Source organism: Fibrobacterota bacterium, assembly GCA_019509785.1.
Lineage (GTDB): Bacteria > Fibrobacterota > Fibrobacteria > UBA11236 > UBA11236 > Chersky-265.
This window is the reverse complement of the sequence record JAEKLQ010000069.1, coordinates 48,933-67,173: the sequence shown is the minus strand read 5'-3', so window position 1 is coordinate 67,173 and position 18,241 is coordinate 48,933. Positions and strand designations below refer to the sequence as shown.

12 protein-coding genes and 1 pseudogene are annotated in these 18,241 nt (G+C 62.9%); 5 read left to right on the top strand and 8 right to left on the bottom strand.

The features are described from left to right. Positions 1-210: 210 nt before the first annotated feature. Positions 211-294, top strand: a pseudogene (locus JF616_19905) (PEP-CTERM sorting domain-containing protein). Positions 295-432: 138 nt separating this feature from the next. On the opposite strand, the gene JF616_19900 reads toward JF616_19905, so the two are convergent. The 3 genes from JF616_19900 to JF616_19890 form a co-directional block, all read right to left on the bottom strand. Next, complete coding sequence (locus tag JF616_19900; GenBank protein ID MBW8890026.1) at positions 433-1,512, bottom strand: prolyl oligopeptidase family serine peptidase; 1,080 nt, start codon at positions 1,510-1,512, stop codon at positions 433-435. A 112-nt stretch (positions 1,513-1,624) separates the two neighbouring features. Continuing rightward, positions 1,625-2,716 (bottom strand): alpha/beta hydrolase, encoded by a 1,092-nt coding sequence (locus JF616_19895; protein ID MBW8890025.1) that lies wholly within the window; start codon positions 2,714-2,716, stop codon positions 1,625-1,627. 110 nt (positions 2,717-2,826) lie between these two features. Further along, on the bottom strand, positions 2,827-3,972 hold the full coding sequence (locus JF616_19890) for a hypothetical protein (GenBank protein ID MBW8890024.1): 1,146 nt from the start codon (positions 3,970-3,972) through the stop codon (positions 2,827-2,829). 420 nt (positions 3,973-4,392) lie between these two features. Here JF616_19890 and JF616_19885 point away from each other — a divergent pair, with 420 nt between their 5' ends. Together JF616_19885 and JF616_19880 are read left to right on the top strand one after the other, a co-directional pair. After that, positions 4,393-5,349: an SGNH/GDSL hydrolase family protein gene (locus JF616_19885; GenBank protein ID MBW8890023.1), complete on the top strand. Its 957-nt coding sequence runs from the start codon at positions 4,393-4,395 to the stop codon at positions 5,347-5,349. Continuing rightward, entirely contained in the window at positions 5,346-6,329 is a 984-nt protein-coding gene (locus JF616_19880; protein ID MBW8890022.1) for a hypothetical protein, read from the top strand. Before JF616_19885 ends, JF616_19880 begins: the two co-directional genes overlap by 4 nt. Positions 6,330-6,809: 480 nt before the next feature. Here the strand turns inward: JF616_19880 and JF616_19875 are convergent, their stop codons facing one another. Next, complete coding sequence (locus JF616_19875; GenBank protein MBW8890021.1) at positions 6,810-7,136, bottom strand: hypothetical protein; 327 nt, start codon at positions 7,134-7,136, stop codon at positions 6,810-6,812. A gap of 108 nt (positions 7,137-7,244) precedes the next feature. On the opposite strand from JF616_19875, the gene JF616_19870 reads away from it, so the two are divergent. Together JF616_19870 and JF616_19865 are read left to right on the top strand one after the other, a co-directional pair. Further along, complete coding sequence (locus JF616_19870) at positions 7,245-7,865, top strand: DUF47 domain-containing protein (protein ID MBW8890020.1); 621 nt, start codon at positions 7,245-7,247, stop codon at positions 7,863-7,865. Then, positions 7,858-8,865, top strand: coding sequence for an inorganic phosphate transporter (locus JF616_19865; protein ID MBW8890019.1), 1,008 nt, complete (start codon positions 7,858-7,860; stop codon positions 8,863-8,865). The genes JF616_19870 and JF616_19865 overlap by 8 nt, the downstream gene beginning before the upstream one ends. Before the next feature lie 24 nt (positions 8,866-8,889). On the opposite strand, the gene JF616_19860 is transcribed toward JF616_19865, so the two are convergent. The 4 genes from JF616_19860 to JF616_19845 form a co-directional block, all read right to left on the bottom strand. Continuing rightward, complete coding sequence (locus JF616_19860) at positions 8,890-10,641, bottom strand: response regulator (protein MBW8890018.1); 1,752 nt, start codon at positions 10,639-10,641, stop codon at positions 8,890-8,892. Then, positions 10,638-12,446: a PAS domain-containing protein gene (locus JF616_19855; GenBank protein ID MBW8890017.1), complete on the bottom strand. Its 1,809-nt coding sequence runs from the start codon at positions 12,444-12,446 to the stop codon at positions 10,638-10,640. The genes JF616_19860 and JF616_19855 overlap by 4 nt, the downstream gene beginning before the upstream one ends. A gap of 68 nt (positions 12,447-12,514) precedes the next feature. Continuing rightward, positions 12,515-13,237 (bottom strand): response regulator transcription factor, encoded by a 723-nt coding sequence (locus JF616_19850; GenBank protein MBW8890016.1) that lies wholly within the window; start codon positions 13,235-13,237, stop codon positions 12,515-12,517. Positions 13,238-13,314: 77 nt separating this feature from the next. Further along, positions 13,315-18,225 carry a chitobiase/beta-hexosaminidase C-terminal domain-containing protein gene (locus tag JF616_19845; protein MBW8890015.1) on the bottom strand — a complete coding sequence of 1,637 codons (4,911 nt, stop codon included), beginning with the start codon at positions 18,223-18,225 and terminating at the stop codon, positions 13,315-13,317. Positions 18,226-18,241: the final 16 nt, after the last annotated feature.

Sequence of the window (18,241 nt, the reverse complement as noted above, 5' to 3'; positions counted from 1 at the left end):
CTGCCGGTTTACTCCTTGATCGGGATTTGGTCTTCTTCCGCTACCACAATCGACCCCCTGGGTTCGGCCTTCTTCGTGGGAAGTTCCGCCTCTTTTACCACCCCGGTCGGCCCATCGGCCTATCTGTTCTTGGCCGAAAATGACGGAATCTTTTCGGACAATGGCGGCCCGGGATATGACGTGACCATTGATTTCACGCCCGATACCCCCGCGGTTCCCGAGCCCGGTTCATTGGCCCGCATTGGCCTCGGCCTGGCCGGCCTCGGATTCGTCCGTCGCAAGCCCAAAGCCTAAGCGCTGAAATCCGGATTTGAAGCGAGCCTCCCTAAATCGGGAGGCTTTTTTTTCGTGGTGCGCCTGGCAACGGCGCGGCCGCCCCCGTCCGTATCACCGTTGGACTTCGACGGGCTGTCGCCGTAAGCGGGGGCTTCGTCATTCGGCCTGGCCCGGCGGATTTTCCGGAGATGCCTGGATCATGACCCGTTTTCCGTTGGCTTCGAATAGTTCCGGCCCGGACCCGCTTTCCGACTCCGTGTTCCTCGAGCCTAGAGGGATCAAACCATATCCGGACTGAGGCCCATGGGACGCCGAGTTCCGCGTTCGCTGTTTCAAGCCGGCAGCGGGAGTATCGCGCTGTTGCTTCATGATCCATTTCTGGATAAGGGTGTCTCCATAATACAAGTCCCAGCCCTCATGCCCATGAGCGGGGTCCAGCGAATAGAAATGGGTCATGCCGGCATTGATAAGCGAATCGATTTTGTTTGCGCTCATCTTGGCAGGGCAATTATTCCCTTGGCATTGGGTGTACACCACCCCTTTGTCGCCATCCAATTTATCCAGGTTATCCATGAATAGGTTGACGCTCAGGGGGGCGACCACGGCATCCTGTTTGCCGTTATAGCTCCAGATCGGGGTCCGCACGAGCAGGCCCGCTTTGCTCGTATCCACGCCGCCGCTCTGCGGTAAGGCTGCGGCGAATTTATCGGGATAACGCGTCACCAAATCCCACGTGGCCCAGCCTCCGATGGAAAGCCCGGTGACGTAGAGGCGGTTGGTGTCGATCGGGAACTCGCGGATCAAGGAATCGAGGATCTTCATAGAAACGGCGAGCCGCGATGAAATCGGGCCCTGCCTGTACTTGACATTGGTGTTGCTCACCGTCCAGTCGGTATCGATCCACGACCCGCTCGGATTGTGCGGCGCTACGACGAAGCAAGGATATTTCTTCTGGAATGCAGTCGCTACCCAAGCCGAGACCAATCCGTTGTTGTTGATGTACAGGGTGTTGGAGGAATCGCCGTCCTCGCCGACGCCGTGGAAAGCCATGATCAAAGGGTATTTGACATTGCTTGAATATCCCTCCGGCTTATAAAGATGGTAATACAAGGTCATGCCGCTGCCGGTCTGCTTCCGCAATTGCATGACGTTCGACGGGGTCTGCGCGATTAGCGGTGAGGAAAAGATCGTGAAGGCGAGGATGGCTATCGCGGATATGCGGTTGGAGTTTTGCATTTTTCCTGGGTTGTGTCCGGTATATGGGGTTGGAGGTAGCGAAAAATACGATTTAGGAGTGATCCCATAAATCAATTCGTAGTGACGCGAGTTCCCCGCGGCGCCGGGATTTTTATGGACGTCCCGATGGTGAAGGGTATGCGACAGCGGAGCGCCTCGAAGACGCCGACGCGCCGGAGATCGGACGGAGCAAGCGGCCCTGCACGGTAAAGCGTCTGGGGTTTTCCGCTCCCGCCCCTTCCGGAAAGGCCCGGACATCCTTCTTCTCGCGACCTATCGACGTAACCTGCGAGGGCAGCAAGCTACGTTGCTTCAGGAACGCCATCGTCCAGGCGATGGTGGAATCTTCCCCGGCATTGCCCTTGTCGGTCGCGCCCACCGGGCGGAAGCCGAAATCATGCCCGGCATTGGGGAACTCCTTGTACTGGTGCTCGAACTTATAGGCCGCGGCATTGGTGTTGAATTGCTGGACTCCGCTCATGTAAGGGTCGTTGCTTCCCATCATGACCAGGATGGGAGGAACGGTATCGGACAGAGCCCAGGCGGGCGAGACCAGCTTCGCATCCACCGACGTCATGTTCCCGAAGCTCTTGGTCAGGTCCATGACCGGCCACAGGGAAATTATGCAATTGGGACGGGAGGAGATGGCAAGGTTCTCGCCCGAAAGCTCGTATCCCTTCACCGTGCCCACGGCCGCGGCCAGATGCCCGCCTGCCGAACTTCCGTATGAGATGATTTTTTGCGGATCGACGCCCAGCGTGTCGGCGTTGGCCCGCACCCATCGGACCGCGGCCTTGCTATCGGGTATCGCCTTCTGCTCGATGGGGGCGCCGAGGCGGTACTCGGCGATGAAGATGACGAACCCCTGATCCTTGAAGTAATCCTTCATCCATTTGAATTCCCCCGCGCAATCCCCCGTCCAGCCGCCGCCGAAATACATGATGAGGGCAGGGAGGCGTTTGCTTTTGCTCCATCCCGCGGGACGGACCCTGCGGATGCGCAGGGGCGTGGATCCCACGGTCCGGAAAGTCAATAAGCTATCGCCTTTGTTGAAGTAGCTGTCATCGCATAGGTATGAAAACGACGCGCTAAAGTCGGTGATCTGTTGGGAAAAGCCGGTGGCGCCCATTAGCAGCAGGCCGACGATGGCCGTAAACAATGGCTTCGTCCTTTGCGTCCGTCCCGCTACCTGATTCCGATCCACGATTCCCCTCCCGGCCTATGTTTGGCGATTTTCCGGACTTCACGCGCGACCGTGGTTCCGGCCTTAAAGTATCGCCAACAGGCCCGCTTATGGGAGGGAAATCGCCCGCATCAAAAGGTTTTCGCCCGCAGGTCGGGGCTTGGCGCCGGGGAACCGCCTCCAAGGGAGCGACCCCTGACTTTCAAGCGACCATTGGCATCGAAGCGCCGCATCCGGGCTTCCGAATGGATCCCGGGCAAGGACCGCGTCCGGATGCCGGTCACGGCATCGGCATCGAATTTCAGGATGGCGCCGCCGTCTCCGACGGCCCAGGCCGTTTGCGCATCGATGAAGGCCATGGAGCGCAGGCCTTTATCGACGGCCTTGGTTTGCAGGATCCAGGTCGTTCCCCCGTCCCCGGAACGCAGGATGTTGCCGAACCGGCCCATGGCCCAGCCGCTATCCTGGCTCGGGAAATCGACGCAATATAAGGTTCCGGCGGCGCCGGTGTTCTGGACCGACCAGGTGGCGCCTCCGTCGGTTGAGGCCAATACCATTCCCTTGTCGCTGGTATTGCTGCTATAAGTCGTAATCCAACCATGCTTGCTATCGGCGAAGAAGAGGGAGCTCTGGGTATTGGCCGTCCCGATGGGATAGGTAACCCAGGTGGTACCCCCATTGACGGTTTTCCTGATGCTGGTGATCCCGTTGCTCATCCAACCCGTATCCGCATCGAGGAAGAAGATGATTCCGCCGGCCCCGGTACCCAGGGTGTTCCAGGTTACCCCGCCATCCGTGGTCTTGAGCATCGCATTCGGGCCGCCGCCCACCCAGCCGGTATTGCTATCCAGGAAGAATATGGGGCCGCCCGGATAGATGTTGGCATTCCAGAGCGTCGAATCCTTCGGCGTCTGCAGAACCCAATGATCCCCGCCGTCGACGGTTTTGAAAATGCCGGCGCTTTGGGTCGAATCCCATTTGCCCGCGATCCAACCGATCTTGGCGGTCACGAATTGCTGGGCGGCGATGTTGATCGGCCGGCCGAAGGGCTTGCGCGTCCAGGTGGCGCCCCCGTCCGAGGTGGAAACCACCACCCCGCTGTCATTGGCTTTATTCGCGCCGATAATCCAACCATGATCGGCATCCGGAAAGGAGGCTTTGGAAAAGTCGTCGTTGAATTCCGTGGATTGCACGGTCCAGGCCCCCTGGGCGGTTGCAACGCCGGAAAGCGGGACGAGCAATAGAAGAACGAGTCCGCTTGGAAGGAGTTGGAACATGGGACCTCTTATGTCTGGGTTGAGGAAGGGTCGGTTGGGGGTCGGGCCCATTGTACATCACTATTCCGGCGATTGCAAATTCCAACGGGAATACTGCGCGATTTAACCGATTCTTCCTCTACCACAACCGGATTGGATCGGATACCGATATCACGGTTAAACGATGTAGACCCGCGTTAAAAACACCAGTTAAAATGGTGTTAAATGGTTCCGGGCCCCAATCCGCCGGTATACAAGCGGTAAACGCCGGATCAGGCCGATATCGAACGTAACCGTAAAAATTCGACACGGGCGCGATCGGGAAGAGAGTTCGTCACTTTAATCCGATCCGCCGGGGTCGGCGTCCGTTAGGTTGAATTTGGATTCGGAGGGGGATCCGGAAGTCCATTTCCAGGCTTGCATTTTCCCAAGGAGATCCCTATGCGATTCATCAGCGTACTTTCCCTGAGCGGCCTCATGATCGCGGGCGCGACATCGTTCGCGCAGGCCCAGACCAAGATCAAGGCCAACGACCTGGTCTTGAACGGCGAATCCTTTTTCGCGCTCGCCAACATCGCCACGGAGCTGACCCGGCTGGCCCGGGCGGACGGGTACATGGACGCCAGCGTAAGCGTCCATCAAATCGCGGTGTCCGGCGCCGTCATGACCGGGATCCTGAAACAATACCAGGACTGCACCCCGAAACCGACTTTCCTGTTCACGGACGGGGGCGGCAATGATCTGATGAATAGCTGCGGCGCGACCGCGACCGCTGATTGCGCGGAGATAAAAAGCGCGCTCGGCACCGTGAAGCAATATTTCGACGCGATGAAGACGAGCGGCACCAAGCGGGTGGTATGGATGCGCTATGCCGATCCCTATGGCAGCAATTGGGCTACCCTGAAGACGAACCAGGACGTGTACAATCCCGAAGTCGAAAAGATCTGCAAGGCCAGCGTGGAGCCGAAATGCTATTGGTTCGATCTCCGGCCGACCTGGGCCGGGCACTACGCCGAATACACTTCGGACGGCATTCACCCCACCGCCGCGGGCGGAACCGCCACCGCCGAAGCCTGGTGGAAGTTCGCGAAGGACAATAATTTCTTCGACCTGGCGGCCACCGGCCTCCAAGCCGGGACCGGGCCCGGGGCGGGCGCGTTCCAAGGGCAGCGGATCGCGAACGGCGCCCTCGAGCTTTCCCTTTCCCTCGACCGCCCCGCGGCGGTTTCGGTGCGTTTGACAAGCCTTTCCGGGCGAACCGTTATGACCGGGACGACTCAGGCCGAAACCGGACTCCGTATGGCGCGTTTTCCGCTCGCGGCGATCCCCGCGGGTATCTATCGTTTGGATGCCCAGGCGGGTTCGGCCCATCACCGCGCCTCCGTCCTGGTGCCTTGAAAGGACCTGCCATCTTCACGAAAACCCCCTTTCCCGCCTTCGCCCATCCGTTCCTCGCCGCCCTTTGCCTGGCGGCGCTTCCCGCCGCGGCCGCTACGCCCATCAAGGTCTTCTTGTTGGCGGGGCAATCCAATATGTCCGGCTGGACCCCTTCCACCGGCATGCCTTCGGCCTATACCCAGAGCCAGACGAACGTACTCATCTACGCCGATGGCGAGATCGACAACGCGAAGAAGAAGAAGTGGATGAACAACGGCATGGACTTCGGCCATGCCGCCGGATACTTCGGGCCCGAGCTTCTGTTCGGGAAGACGTTGTCCGATTCCCTGCCGGGCGCCAAGATCGCCTTGATCAAGCATTCGGTGGGCAGCACCTACCTGGCCACCGATTGGCGGCCGCCGAGCTCCGGAGGCACGACCGGTTCCCTGTTCAACGCAGCGCTCGCGACGGCGAAAGCCGGGCTGGCCGCGCTCGATCCGCAATACACGCCCGTGTGGTCCGGCGTGTTATGGATGCAAGGGGAATTCGACGGCAACAACCAAGGTTACGCGAACGAATACCAGACCAACTTGACGAACCTCGTGAAGGACATCCGCTCGCAATTGAAGGAGCCCAACCTCCCCTTCATCATCGGCATGATCGATTCCTCCCGCTCATGGCAATACGCCGGCACCATCCGCGCGGCGGAACGCGCCGTGGCCAAGAACGTCCCCAACGTAAGCACCGTGGACACCTACGGCTTCGCGACCGACGGGACCCACTATAAATTGGACGGGATGATCGCCCTCGGGAAAGGCTTCGCCACCAATTGGCTTTCCAAATACAACACGCCCACGACCGGGCTGGAAGCCCCCGCCCAGCGCGCCGCCGCGGCCTCCCCCGCCTTCCAAGTCCGCATCTTCGATGGCGCCCCATTCCTCTGCGCCGGCCCGGACTGCTTCTCCGCCAATGGTCAGTCCCTCTTGCCGATTACCCGTTAGGTAACCTTCCCCCCCGCTCATCCGTTAAGCCGGCCCCAGTAGGAATACCTCTCCCGAGAGGTATTCCTCTTCCCGATCAGTCTTCCTCCTCCCGTAGGTATTTCTAATACGACCCTCCCAATCCCTTTCCCATCCCTTCTCAATCCCCCATCCATCGCGCCAAGGAAATCCCTATCCGGCCCGTCCCGAAGTATTCCGAACTCGTGATTTCCGCAGAGGGCCCGAGGCCGAGGCCGGTCCGACCCTCCGCTCCGGCGAGTTCGCGCGCGTCACGTCCTGGGAAAGCGAATCGACAAAAGTCCGTCGAAAGCCCGCGACGGGATCAGGCGCGGAAGATCCTCTCGGTCGAATCGCGCCGTCGCGAAGGACCCAACCCAGCTTTCGCGGGCGTCCGCTTTACCAGGACGTGGATAGACCGCGAAGTATAGGCAGCGAGCGTCCGAGCCGGAACGGAGGGGCGGCCCGGCCTAGGACCCACCTCTACCGCAAATCAACGATTTCGGTAATCAACCCGTCATGGAACCGGAAAAGGAATTTCCGGTCTTGCGCGTCGCAGGAAAACGAATGCGTGATAGACGCATCTTCTGCGCTTTCCGCATAGTAATCCGTCCAGGCCAACGGCCGGTATTCCGACAAATCCGCCTTGGGGCAAAGGTCGACCAGGATGCGGGCCTCCACCATGGCCTTGGCCGAATCCTCCCGCGACACCTGGCCGCCATGGAAGGCCCGGATCAAATCGTGGGTGAAGGCGGCTTTTTTCGGCAAAATGAAACCGTAGAAAACCCCGCCGACCGTTAAGAAGACCATCAAATTCACGGGGATGCGCATATCGTCCATTATAAGGAGGGGGCCGGGTTTTTTTCTACCTTCGGGCCGCCGAAGAATGCGGCTTAAACCCCCTAGGAGGCTGCCCCCATGTTTAAGAAGCTGATTCCCTCGGATGCGAAATTCTTCGAAATGTTCTGCCAATGCGCCAAAATCCTGGAGGCGGGGGCGAAGGTTTTGGGGGAAATGGTCGTTTCCGGGGACGTTGCCGGTTGCGCGGCCCGGCTGGAACGGCTGGAGCATGACGCGGACGTCCTGACCCACGATATCCTGATCCGGCTCGATAAGAGCTTCATCACCCCCATCGATCGGGAGGATATCCACCAATTGTGCTTGGGGCTCGACGATTGCATGGACTACATGGAGGCGGTGACCGAGCGCATGGTGCTGTACGGCATCGTCGAGATTACCCAACCGGTCCGCGAGCTAGTGGAGGTCCTGATCAAGCAGGTGGCGGAGCTGAACAAGGTGATGCCGGTGGTCCAGGACCTGAAGTACGAAAAGGTCATCCCCCATTGCATCGAAATCAACCGCCTGGAGAATCTTGGGGACAGGATTGCCCGGGAGGCGGTGGCCAACCTGTTCAAAGGCAGCCCCAATCCCCTGGAAGTCATGAAATGGCGGGATATCTACGAGAACCTGGAAACGGCCACCGACATGTGCGAGCACGTGGCGGGCATCATCGAAGGGATCGTGCTGAAGCATGGCTGAAGGTTTGCCCATCCTGATCGGGCTGATAGCCCTGGCCCTCGTCTTCGACTACATCAACGGGATGCACGATTCGGCGAACGCCATCGCCACCGTGGTGTCCACCCGGGTTCTGTCGCCCAAGAAAGCCATCATCCTTTCCGCCGTCCTCAATTTCGGCGGCGCCTTCGCGAGCACGGCGGTGGCCAAGACCATCGGCAAGGGCATCGTCGATCCGCACCTGGTGACCAACGGCATCGTGGCATCGGCCCTTTTGGCGGCCATCTTCTGGAACCTCCTGACCTGGTGGTACGGCATCCCTTCCAGCTCGTCGCATGCGCTCATCGGCGGCATCATCGGGGCGGCGGTCTCCCATCATGGTTTCAAGGCCCTTAACGCCCAAGGCGTATGGAAAATCATCGAGTCCTTGCTGATCTCCCCCCTGGCGGGTTTCGCCGGCGGCGTGATCATCATGATCCTGCTGATGTGGATCTTCCACAAGAGCCCGGCGGGAAAGGTGAACCGCTGGTTCAAGCATCTGCAACTGGTGTCGGCCTCGTTCATGGCCTTCTCCCACGGCAGCAACGATGCCCAGAAATCGATGGGCATCATCACCATGGCCCTGGTCGGCGCCGGTTTCCTGCATCCCGTGGGCAAGGACTTCGCGATTCCGTCCTGGGTGATTTTCCTCTGCGCGAGCGCCATGGCCTTGGGGACTTCGGCGGGCGGATGGCGCATCATCAAGACCATGGGCGTGAAGATGATCCGCTTGCAGCCCGTGCACGGCTTCGCGGCAGAAACGGCGGCCTCGGCGGTGATCCTAACGGCCACCCACTTCGGCGCGCCGGTCTCGACCACCCACGTGATTTCCTCGGCCATCATGGGCGTGGGCTCGGCCAAACGGGCTTCGGCGGTACGCTGGGAGATCGCCGGGCAGATGGCGGTGGCCTGGGTGTTGACCATCCCCTTTACCGCCCTGGTTGCCTGCCTCTTCGGCTGGGGCTTCAAGCTGCTGGGCGACTGAGCGCAAGCGTTCCGTTCGGGATTCTTAAGCCGTTCCCGTGGCCGGGAGATGCTTCCGCAAGGTCTCCATGAACTGCCCGATCAGGATCGGCTTGGGGATGAAGTCGTCCATGCCCGCGTCCAGGCAGCGCTGGCGATCTTCGGCATGGGTGTTGGCGGTCATGGCGATGATCAGTTGGCGGGTCCGGCCTTTTTCCATGCCGCGGATGCGGCGGGTAGCCTCGAAGCCGTCCATGACCGGCATTTGGCAATCCATCAGGATGACCGCGTAGCGGTCCCGCGACAATTTTTCCAGCGCCGATTCGCCATGATCGGCGATTACCACTTCGAATCCCATCCGCTCCAGGAACCGGCAGGCTACCACCTGGTTCACGGGGTTGTCCTCTACCAGCAACGCCTGCTTGCCCGCATACGGGATCGAACCATCGGGTACGTTCGGCGCCGCTTCGCCCTGGGACGGGGTTGAGGCTTTAAGGCGCGTGGCGAAGGTGAAGGTACTGCCTTGGCCGTAGATGGAATCGACGAGGATGTCCCCGCCCATCGCCTCGGCCAATTTCTTCGAGATCACGAGCCCCAACCCCGTGCCGCCGAACTTCCGGTTGGTGCTGGAATCGGCCTGGTTGAAAGCTTGGAACAAGCGCGCCAGTCCCTCGGCGGAGATGCCGATGCCGGTATCGCTCACGGCGATCCGGAATTCGAACGTCCCTCCCTCCAACGGCATAGCGGAGACCTGGGTCGAGATACCGCCCGCCGCGGTGAATTTGACCGCATTGTTGAGCAGGTTCATAAGCACCTGCCGGCAGCGGGTCTCATCGCCTTCCACCCACTCGGGGCATCCCGGTTCCCAGCGGTGGGAACAGGCCAAACCCTTGCCTTGGGCGGGCCTCCTCGCCAGGTTCAGGCATTCCTCCACCATCCCCCGGAAATGGAAGGGACGCGTTTCCAGCGACATGCGGCCCGATTCGATCTTGGAGAAATCCAGGATATCGTTGATGATGGCCAGCAGCAATTCGCCCGAGCTGCGCATGAGCCTTAAGTCGGATTGGATGTAAGGGGGCAGCTCGGAAGCCGCCAGCGTCTGCATGACCCCGAAAATGCCGTTCAGGGGCGTGCGGATTTCGTGGCTGACGATGGACAGGAACCGGCTCTTTTCCCGGCTATGGAACTCGGCGAGTTGCTTGGCTTGGACCAGCTTTTCGTTGGCGGCGTGGAAGGACCAGATGAGGACATAGGAACAGGCGAACAGCATGATGGCGGTGGTGCCCGTGATGGCCGGGCTCATGATAGCGTACGCGTGCGGACTTAAGTGGGTCGCCGGGATGAACCATTCGCCTTTCCAAACCAGGAGCGCGGAAAAACCGATGGGTTGCAATACCGAAAACAGGATGCTCCGCCACTCCCGGACGTGGAAAAGCATCAAAGGCACGATCAACATGTAGAAGAAAACGTTTTGCACCGATGACTGCATGCCCATGGAGGCGGTGTACACGTAGACGCAAACGTTGATGACCGCCAGGAGCGAGAGGCGGGACAGGGTCGTGAAGCCCGCGTAGTTCAGGAGCGGGATGGAGGCCATGAAAAGGGAAAGCGGGATCACCAAAGAGCCCAGCCATGTCGCCCCGAAGGATTGGAACACCCAGTAATAAGGAAGGGTCATGAAGACGTGGCCGACGCCGGCGTAATTGCAGATGCGCGTGTGGCGCGCGAGGGAGGCGTCCATCCCGGGCTTGACGCCCAAGTCCCCGATGGCCAGGAGCAACCGTTTGGCTCGGCTCATGCGAGGTGTGCCCGCTTGGGCGGGATCTTCACCATGAAGCGGCTGCCCTCGCCCAGGATGCTTTCCGCCGAGACCGTCATGCCGTAGCGGGCCGCCGCGTGCTTCACGATGGCCAGGCCCAGGCCGGTCCCGTCCTTGCGGGCCCGCGAGGCGTCGGCGCGGTAGAAGCGTTCGAAGATGCGCGGCAGCATTTCGGGCGCGATCCCGATCCCCGTGTCCTTCACCGATAGCCTCAGGCCGTCCGCTTCGATCTCGGTCCAGATCTTGATCTTCCCGCCGGGCTTGTTGTACCGCACGGCATTGCCCACCAGGTTGTCGAGGATGAGTTCCAGGTCGCGCGCCTCCATGGCCACGCGCGCGTCCTCGGCGACATGGTTTTCCAGGCGTATGCCGGCGGCGTCGAGGGCGTCGCGGTGGTGGTTGGCCGCCGCGTTCACGTAGCCGCGCAAGGGGAGGGGATCGTTCTCGCGCGGCGGCTCGCCGGACTCCAGGCGCGAAAGGCTGAGCAGGTCCTGCACCAACCGTTCCAGGCGCAGAGCGTTGTCATGGATCTTCTTGACGAAGTTGGCCCGCACCTTGGGATTCTCGATGGCGCCTTCCACCAGCGCCTCGGCATAACCCTTTAGGGAGGAAAGCGGAGTCTTCAGCTCATGCGAGGCGTTGGCAACGAATTCGGATTTCACCCGGTCCAGATGGCGGAACTCGGTGACGTTGAGCAAGGTAAGCAGATATTCGCCGCCTCCGCCTTCCGGATCAAGGGGGGCGAGGTGGCAGACCAGATCGTAAGGCGCCTCGGGACCTTTGTCGATATGGATCACGGGGGGACGGTCGGGGGAGGCGGCCTCGGCGACCCAGCGGGACAGGGGGCCAGGAGGGAGGGCCTGGCGCAAGGGTCGGCCGATCCAGGAAGGGGCGGCATCCGGCACGCCCAGGAGGCGCAGGGAGGAGGGATTGGCGGCCGCCACCGTGCCCTCGCGGGAAAGGATGAGGATGCCTTCGTCCAACTGGTTCAGTACGGCGACCAATTTATCGCGCTCCCGCTCCACCTCCCGGCCCAACGCGCGGATGCGATCGACGTAGCCGCGGAAAGCGGCGTTGAGGACTTCGGCCTCGCGGAAATGGGCCTCCCAGCGCGGGGTGGGGGACTCGGGACGCAAGGGATCCCCCCCGGGCGAGGCCCCCGCCTCGGTCAGATGCAGCAACGGGACGCTGATCTTGCGGCTGATCCACCAGGTTACGGCCAACGAACCCGCCAGGAACAGCCCCAGGAAAAGCAGGAACACCCGCATGGCGGCCACCTGGAAGGCGTTCAGGGTGACGGGGCCGGCGGCCATCCGAAGGTAACCTCCCGGTCTCGGTAGCTTGTACGCGACGTAGAGCATCCCGCGCCCCAGCGTCGAGGAATAGCGCCAGGCGTGGCCGGTTCCCTGCTCCCGCGCCATCAGGACCTCGGGGCGGGATCCGTGGTTCTCGAGGGAAGCGAGCTCGGCGCGGGGCACGTGGGAATCGGCCAACACGTGGCCGTCCGGGGCGATGAGGGTGACGCGGAAACCCTTATAGCCCGCGATGGCCCGGCAAAGGGAGTCGGCGCGGATCGGGTCGGTCAGGATTTCCGGGCGTTCGCTTAAGGAGCCCGCCAGCCATTCCAGATCCCCGGCCAGCTCGCGCTGCAATCCTTCGGCGAAGAGGGTACGGGAGGCCAGGTAGAGGTAGACGGTGAGGGCCAGGAAAAGGGCGGCGAAAACGCCCAACATCCCGATCAGGTTCGCACGTAGCGAAGGATATCCGCGTTCCAGGTCGGCCATGGGTTTTCCGCCGCGGGAAGGCAGGCGGGTAGGGGTTAGTATAGAAAACGGAGGGCGGCTTCTAAGGGTCAGCCCGCCGTGGCGCGGCTCTCGGACTGCTCGACGGGGACGAATCCGTCCGGATCCCATTGGTACCCGAAACCGGTCACGGTGCGGATGCACTTGCCGTAGGGCTTGATTTTTTCGCGCAGCCGGGTCACCGTTACGTCCACGCTACGCAGACCCGCCTTGGACTCCATGCCCCAGGCGCGCTCCAATAGGGTCGCGCGCGCGATGGTCTTCTTCTGGCCTTCGATCAGCACCTTCAGGACCATGAACTCGCGCGGGGTGAGATTGACCCGGTTGCCTTCCACTTCCACCATGTGGCGATCGAAGTGGATCTCGATTCCGCGGTAGAGGAAGCGATCCTTGCCGCCCTTGGAGCGGCGGACCAGGGCCTTGGCGCGGGCCACCAGTTCCTTCGGGGAAAAGGGCTTGGTCAGGTAATCGTCGGCGCCGACCTTGAAACCGATCAGCTTGTCGGTTTCCGCGTCCTTGGCGGTCACGAAGAGGACCGGGATGTTCTCCAGGCGCTCCTCCCGCTTGATCTTGCGGCACAATTCGATGCCGGACATGTCCGGAAGCATGACGTCCAGGATGGCGAGGTCCACGGATTCATCGCTCAGGATGGACAGGGCGTCCTGCCCGTTCTTGGCGGAATGCACGCGGAAGCCTTCGGACTCCAGGCTATAGGTGATGAGTTCCAGGATGTCGGCATCGTCCTCGGTGACCAAGACGCTTGTTGAGTTCATGTTCATCCAATGTACCCCGCCTTTCCCCGACGGCCAAGGGAAGGGGGATTACAAAGCTGTTACAGTCCGCGGAGGATTCAGGGAATCGCCACTTTCAGGGCGGTCAGGGCGGGTATCCCGCCTTCGCCCGAGGACCCTGCCGTTCCCGCCGCCAGGAGCCGCAAGGCGTAGAGCCCCGGCGCCAAGCGGCCGGCGGGGGATATGCGATAGCGCCCGGCGGGCAAATCGAGGAACCTATCCTCGACGGCGCGGCCATCCAGGCTGAAGAGGGTAAGGCGTACCCGCGCGGCGGCCGGCAATTCCATCCGCAGCAGGTAACCGCCCGGTGACGGGAGCACGCGGGCCGCGAAGGGGCCGGTCTTCAGGGGCACGTCGGCGAGGCTGGCCTCCAGTTCCGCGGCGGGCCCGGCCATTACTTCCAGGGTATCGGCATAGCCGGGATGCCAGGGGAGGGCGGCGGCCGAGCCGTCCGACGGGATGGGGAATCGCAGCCCGCGCGACGCGGAGACCGCCCAGGCCGCGTAACCGGGGGGGAGGAACTCGGCCCCGGCGGCCAGGGACCCAGTAACATCTGTGTTACCCTGGGGGGAGGCATCCGGGTTACCCTGGCGGGAAGCGGCCTTGGCGGCTGCGCGGGCGGAAAGCCCCGCCACTACCTTCCAGGTATAGACGGCTCCCGGCCGCCAACGGGCGATGTCGGTTTCCAGGCGCGCGCCTCCGCGATCCGAGAATAAGCGCGTGCCCGCGGGATCGAGGGCGGGCGGTCGCGCTTCGTCCTCAGGGCCGAAGCCATCGGCGGCTCCCTCGGAAGCGCCCAGCTGCAGATCGGGGCCTTGGGGCCAAGCCAGTCGCAGACCGATGCCCGATCCGGATCGCTTGGCGGCCGGGCCCGCCGGGGCGGGGGACGGAGGCGGGTCCGGCGCCCGCTCGAGCAGATTGATCACGGTATCGCGGCTTCCGTAAAAGTAGGCGAAGTAGCCGCGCCATGGCTCCAGGACTTCGGCATGCACGTAGCTTCCGGCCGCGGCGTCCCAGGCATGCAGGCCCTTCAGCGGCGAGGCTTGATAGCTTTCCGGATACGTGCGCGTCACCGGCCACCACAAAGGCGCCAAATCGGGATCGGCCACCTGGTTCCAGCCGGGATGGAGGGTGAGTTTCCATGCCGAGGCTCCGCCGCGCGTAGCCGTTTGCAAGGCGGGAAAGGCCAAGGAAGGCAGGCTTACCGGCGCGGCAAGCCAAACGCTCGCGCCGGAGGCCAGGGTTTCGTTGTCGGCCAAGGCGCGGTATTTCCCGGTGGCGGGATTGAGCACCGAGCCGGTCAGGCCGGGCGCCGCATTTGCCTTGCGGAGTTGGGCTAGGGTCAGCGGCGTTTCCGTTGCCAAGGGCACTGCGATCAGATCCCAGGGGAACTTGGGATCGTCTCCGATGCGGAAGACGGCGGGGGAACGCGCTCCCGCGGAAAGCTTCTGCGCCATCGCATACGCCGATCCGTCGGCAGGGAAGGCGGTGGTTCGGGTATGATCGCTCACGCGCAGCTTAAGGGTGAGGGGCCGGGGCGCGCCCGGCGGATTCTTGGCGTTCACCGCCAGCACCAGGACGGGATTCACCTCGCGCCCCGCGAAATTGGCGCTGCTATCGTCGGAGCGTTCCATATCGAGGGCCAGGTTCTGGACGTTGTCCTCGATGGTCACCACCACGCGGGTGGAATCCCCGCTCGCGAAGGTTTCGCCCGCGAAACGGAGCACCGGGGCCGCGGTGTCGATGGCCAGGAAATAGAGTCCCGGCGCGTCCAGGGTCGAGGTGTCGGCGGAAGCGATCCATCGCACCACCCCCGGAGGGGACAAGCGGTACAGGGCGCGCGGCTCGCCGGCGGGGGCATTGAAGGAAACCTTGGGGAAGGCGGAGGCGCCGGCGGGCAGGGACACGCGGATGCCGAAGAGGATGTCGCGGAAGCCGTGGATTTGCGCGGCCACCGAATCGGCGGCGAGGATTTCCACGTCCACCGTCGAGGCTCCCTTATACGGGCTGGACAGGGAGTAATTGCCGGACAAGGAAAGGCGTTGGCCCGGGGCCAAGCTGCGATTGCCCGTCGCGATAAAGGTGTAGTTCTCGATGCGGATCGGCCCGCCGCTGCCGCCGCCTCCCGATCCGGCCACGGCCACGACCTTCAAGGTGGCATTGCTGTCCAGGTCGATGGGGCCGGAATAAGGCGGTAATCCCCGCTCCGGCCCGGGCGTGCTGCCGTCCAGGGTGTAATAGAGGACGGCGCGCGAGGACGAGGAAGAGAGGACGATTCGGATGGGGGAACTGTAGTCGCCCCCGCTGGGCGAAACCTGCGGTGTGTCCGGCACCAGGGTATAGGTTTCCGCGATGGCGGCGCTCGTTTCGGTTCCTTTCACCGCGATCGCCTTCAAGACTACGGTGGAATCCAGCCGGATGCCCTGGGCGGGGAAGAGCGGGGAGGCGGCGACGGGATCGGTTCCGTCCACGGTATAGCGCACCGCGGCGCCGGAATCGGCCGAGGACGCGATGCGGAGGGTATCATGGAAGATACGTCCCTTGGGAGTTACGGTCGGCGCGCCCAGGCGCCGGTGGAATTGCCACCGGGCGGTATCGCTCGCGCGGGAGCCGGAAATCGCCAGGGCCTTAAGCATGCACGTCCCCCGGATCACCAGGGAGTCGGAGTATTTGGCCGGGCCGGCGGACGGGGAAAGCCCGGTCCCCGCGGGCTCGGTCAGCCAGTATACGGCCGCATCCGGGAATCCGGCCGGCGGCAGCAAATGGACCACGACGGAATCGGAGAAATCCCCGCCAGGGGGCATCGCCGTTGGCGGCGGCAAGACTTGCGAGCCTTGCCAGGTGAACAGGCGGGTGGCCACGGGGCTGGGACGATATCCCGCCAGGTAGGCGATGGCGCGCACCGTAGTCGTGGCCTTCAAGGTGAAGGGGCCGAGATAGGCATGCGATAGGCTATCGGGATCGCCGCCGTCCAGGGTGTAATAGACGCGGGCTCCGGCCACCGGGGGCGCCAGGGTCACGCTTACGCTGTCGGCGAAGGCGGAGGCCTCGGGTTGGATGCCGGGGGCGGGCAAGATCGGCAAGGAAGCCTTGGGGAAGGCCAAGGTCGCCAAGGCGGAGGTGTCCGGCCCGAGCACCGCGAAGGCCCTGAGCACGGTGGAATCGCGCAAGACCAAGGCGGATGCATAAGCTTGCCAGGGCCCGCCGTTCGCGGAATAGACGATGCGGGCTCCCGGCGCGACGGAGGCTAAGCGAACGGATAGCGAATCCAAAAGGGTTTGCGGCGCCGGGGTCGAGGTGGGGGCGGGGAAGACCACTTTCAAGATGGCGGAACGTGAGAAGACGTAACCCGCCGGGTTCGTGGCCTTGCAGGTGAACACCGCGCCGCTATCGGCTTTGCGCAGGCCCGTCAGCGTGTATACGGAATCACGCGCGCCGGCTATCTCCACGTCGTTGCGCAGCCATTGGAAGGTAGCGCCCGCCGCGGAAGCCAGCGAGATCCGGAAGGAAGCCGTTTCCCCGGGGCGCAAGGTGGTGTCCCGCGGCTGGACGGCGATGGCGGGAACGTTGAAGAAGATCCAGCCCGTATTCCCGCCCGCATCGCTGCTCCGGTATGCATAACCGGTATTGCCGGTGGAGCGCACGTTGCCCAGCAGGGCATAACGGGCCGTCAAGGAATCGATCCCGGACGAGTTCAAGGTCCAGCCTTTGGGCGAGGACGCCAGGCCGAGCAAGGTATCCGGCGCGGCGCCTTCCAGATGGGCCCCATGGGTGACGATGACGGAACGCCCTTCCAAGTTGCGCAAGGTTCCGGGCCGCCCCGAGGTCACCTGCCAGGCACCGGCCACGATGAGATCGAAGCCATTGAAGTCGAAGCTCCCCCCCGATTGCGTCAGGTCCCCCACCGAAAGAGCCCGGCCGTCTAAGCGTACCAGCCCGGAACCGTCATGCCGCAAGGCGGGCAATGAGCGGCTGCCCGAGGGGCTGATCAAAGATGAGGACCGCGCTCCGGGAAACCGGATTTTCCCCGCGGCGGTCGCTACCGCGCCGCCGGTGAAATCGGCGTTTTCCAGGACGGACAAGGTTTGCGCGCCCAGGTTGAACGTCCCGAGATATCCGGAAGCGACCGTGACGGAAAGCACGGTTGCGTTTCGATCCAGGAGGCAGCCGTGCGCTTCGCCATCGGGGAAGTGGACGCGGGTATTGCTGTCCGGCGGGGAACCGGTGCTCCAATTCTTGCCGCTGCTCCACGTCGTGTCGGCGACCGTGGGAGGCTGCCAGGTGGCGACCGGCTGCCAGGAGAAATCGTCCAGATCGACGAACCCGCTTCCGGCCTCCTGCCGTAGGACGATGCGCGCCAGGGATCCGCTACCGCCCATGGACGTGGTGACGGCGACCCGTTCGGAGGCTCGCAGGGAATCGTCGGAAACGTAAAGGGTGAATTTGCCATAGATACCCGAAGACGCATCCAGCGCCAGCCGCATATAGAGCCAGGCGCCTTTGCGCCAGCCTTCCAGGCTGGAAAGGGGCAGCGCCGAAGCGCCTTGCGCGGAAATGGCGCCGAAGGGTTCCATGCAGGCCAGGGCGCGGTTGGATTGGCGGGCGGATCCGGAGCTGCCGGAGATGCCCACGCAGAAATGGGCGCTGTCGCTAAGGCCGCGCCAACGCCAGCGCATGTCGAGGGTGGTTGTACTGGACGAATTCCCGAGGGACCGGTAGATGCTGGCGGCGCCGGCGCTTTGGGCGTGCGCCCAGCGGCCTTCGCCCGCGAGGCCGGCCTGGATCTTGAAGTCGTCCTGGGCGGAGAGCGGATCGGTGGCGGTAAGGACCCAGCCGTCCGCGCCAACGAGGGTCTTATCGGTCGTATAGGCGGCGCTTTCGAAGTCGATGCCTTCGGCGCGCGCGATGGAAGCCAGGCATGAAACCAGGACGAACGCGCAAGTGATTTTCCGGATTGGGACTTTTTCCATATCGTGCCCCCACTGG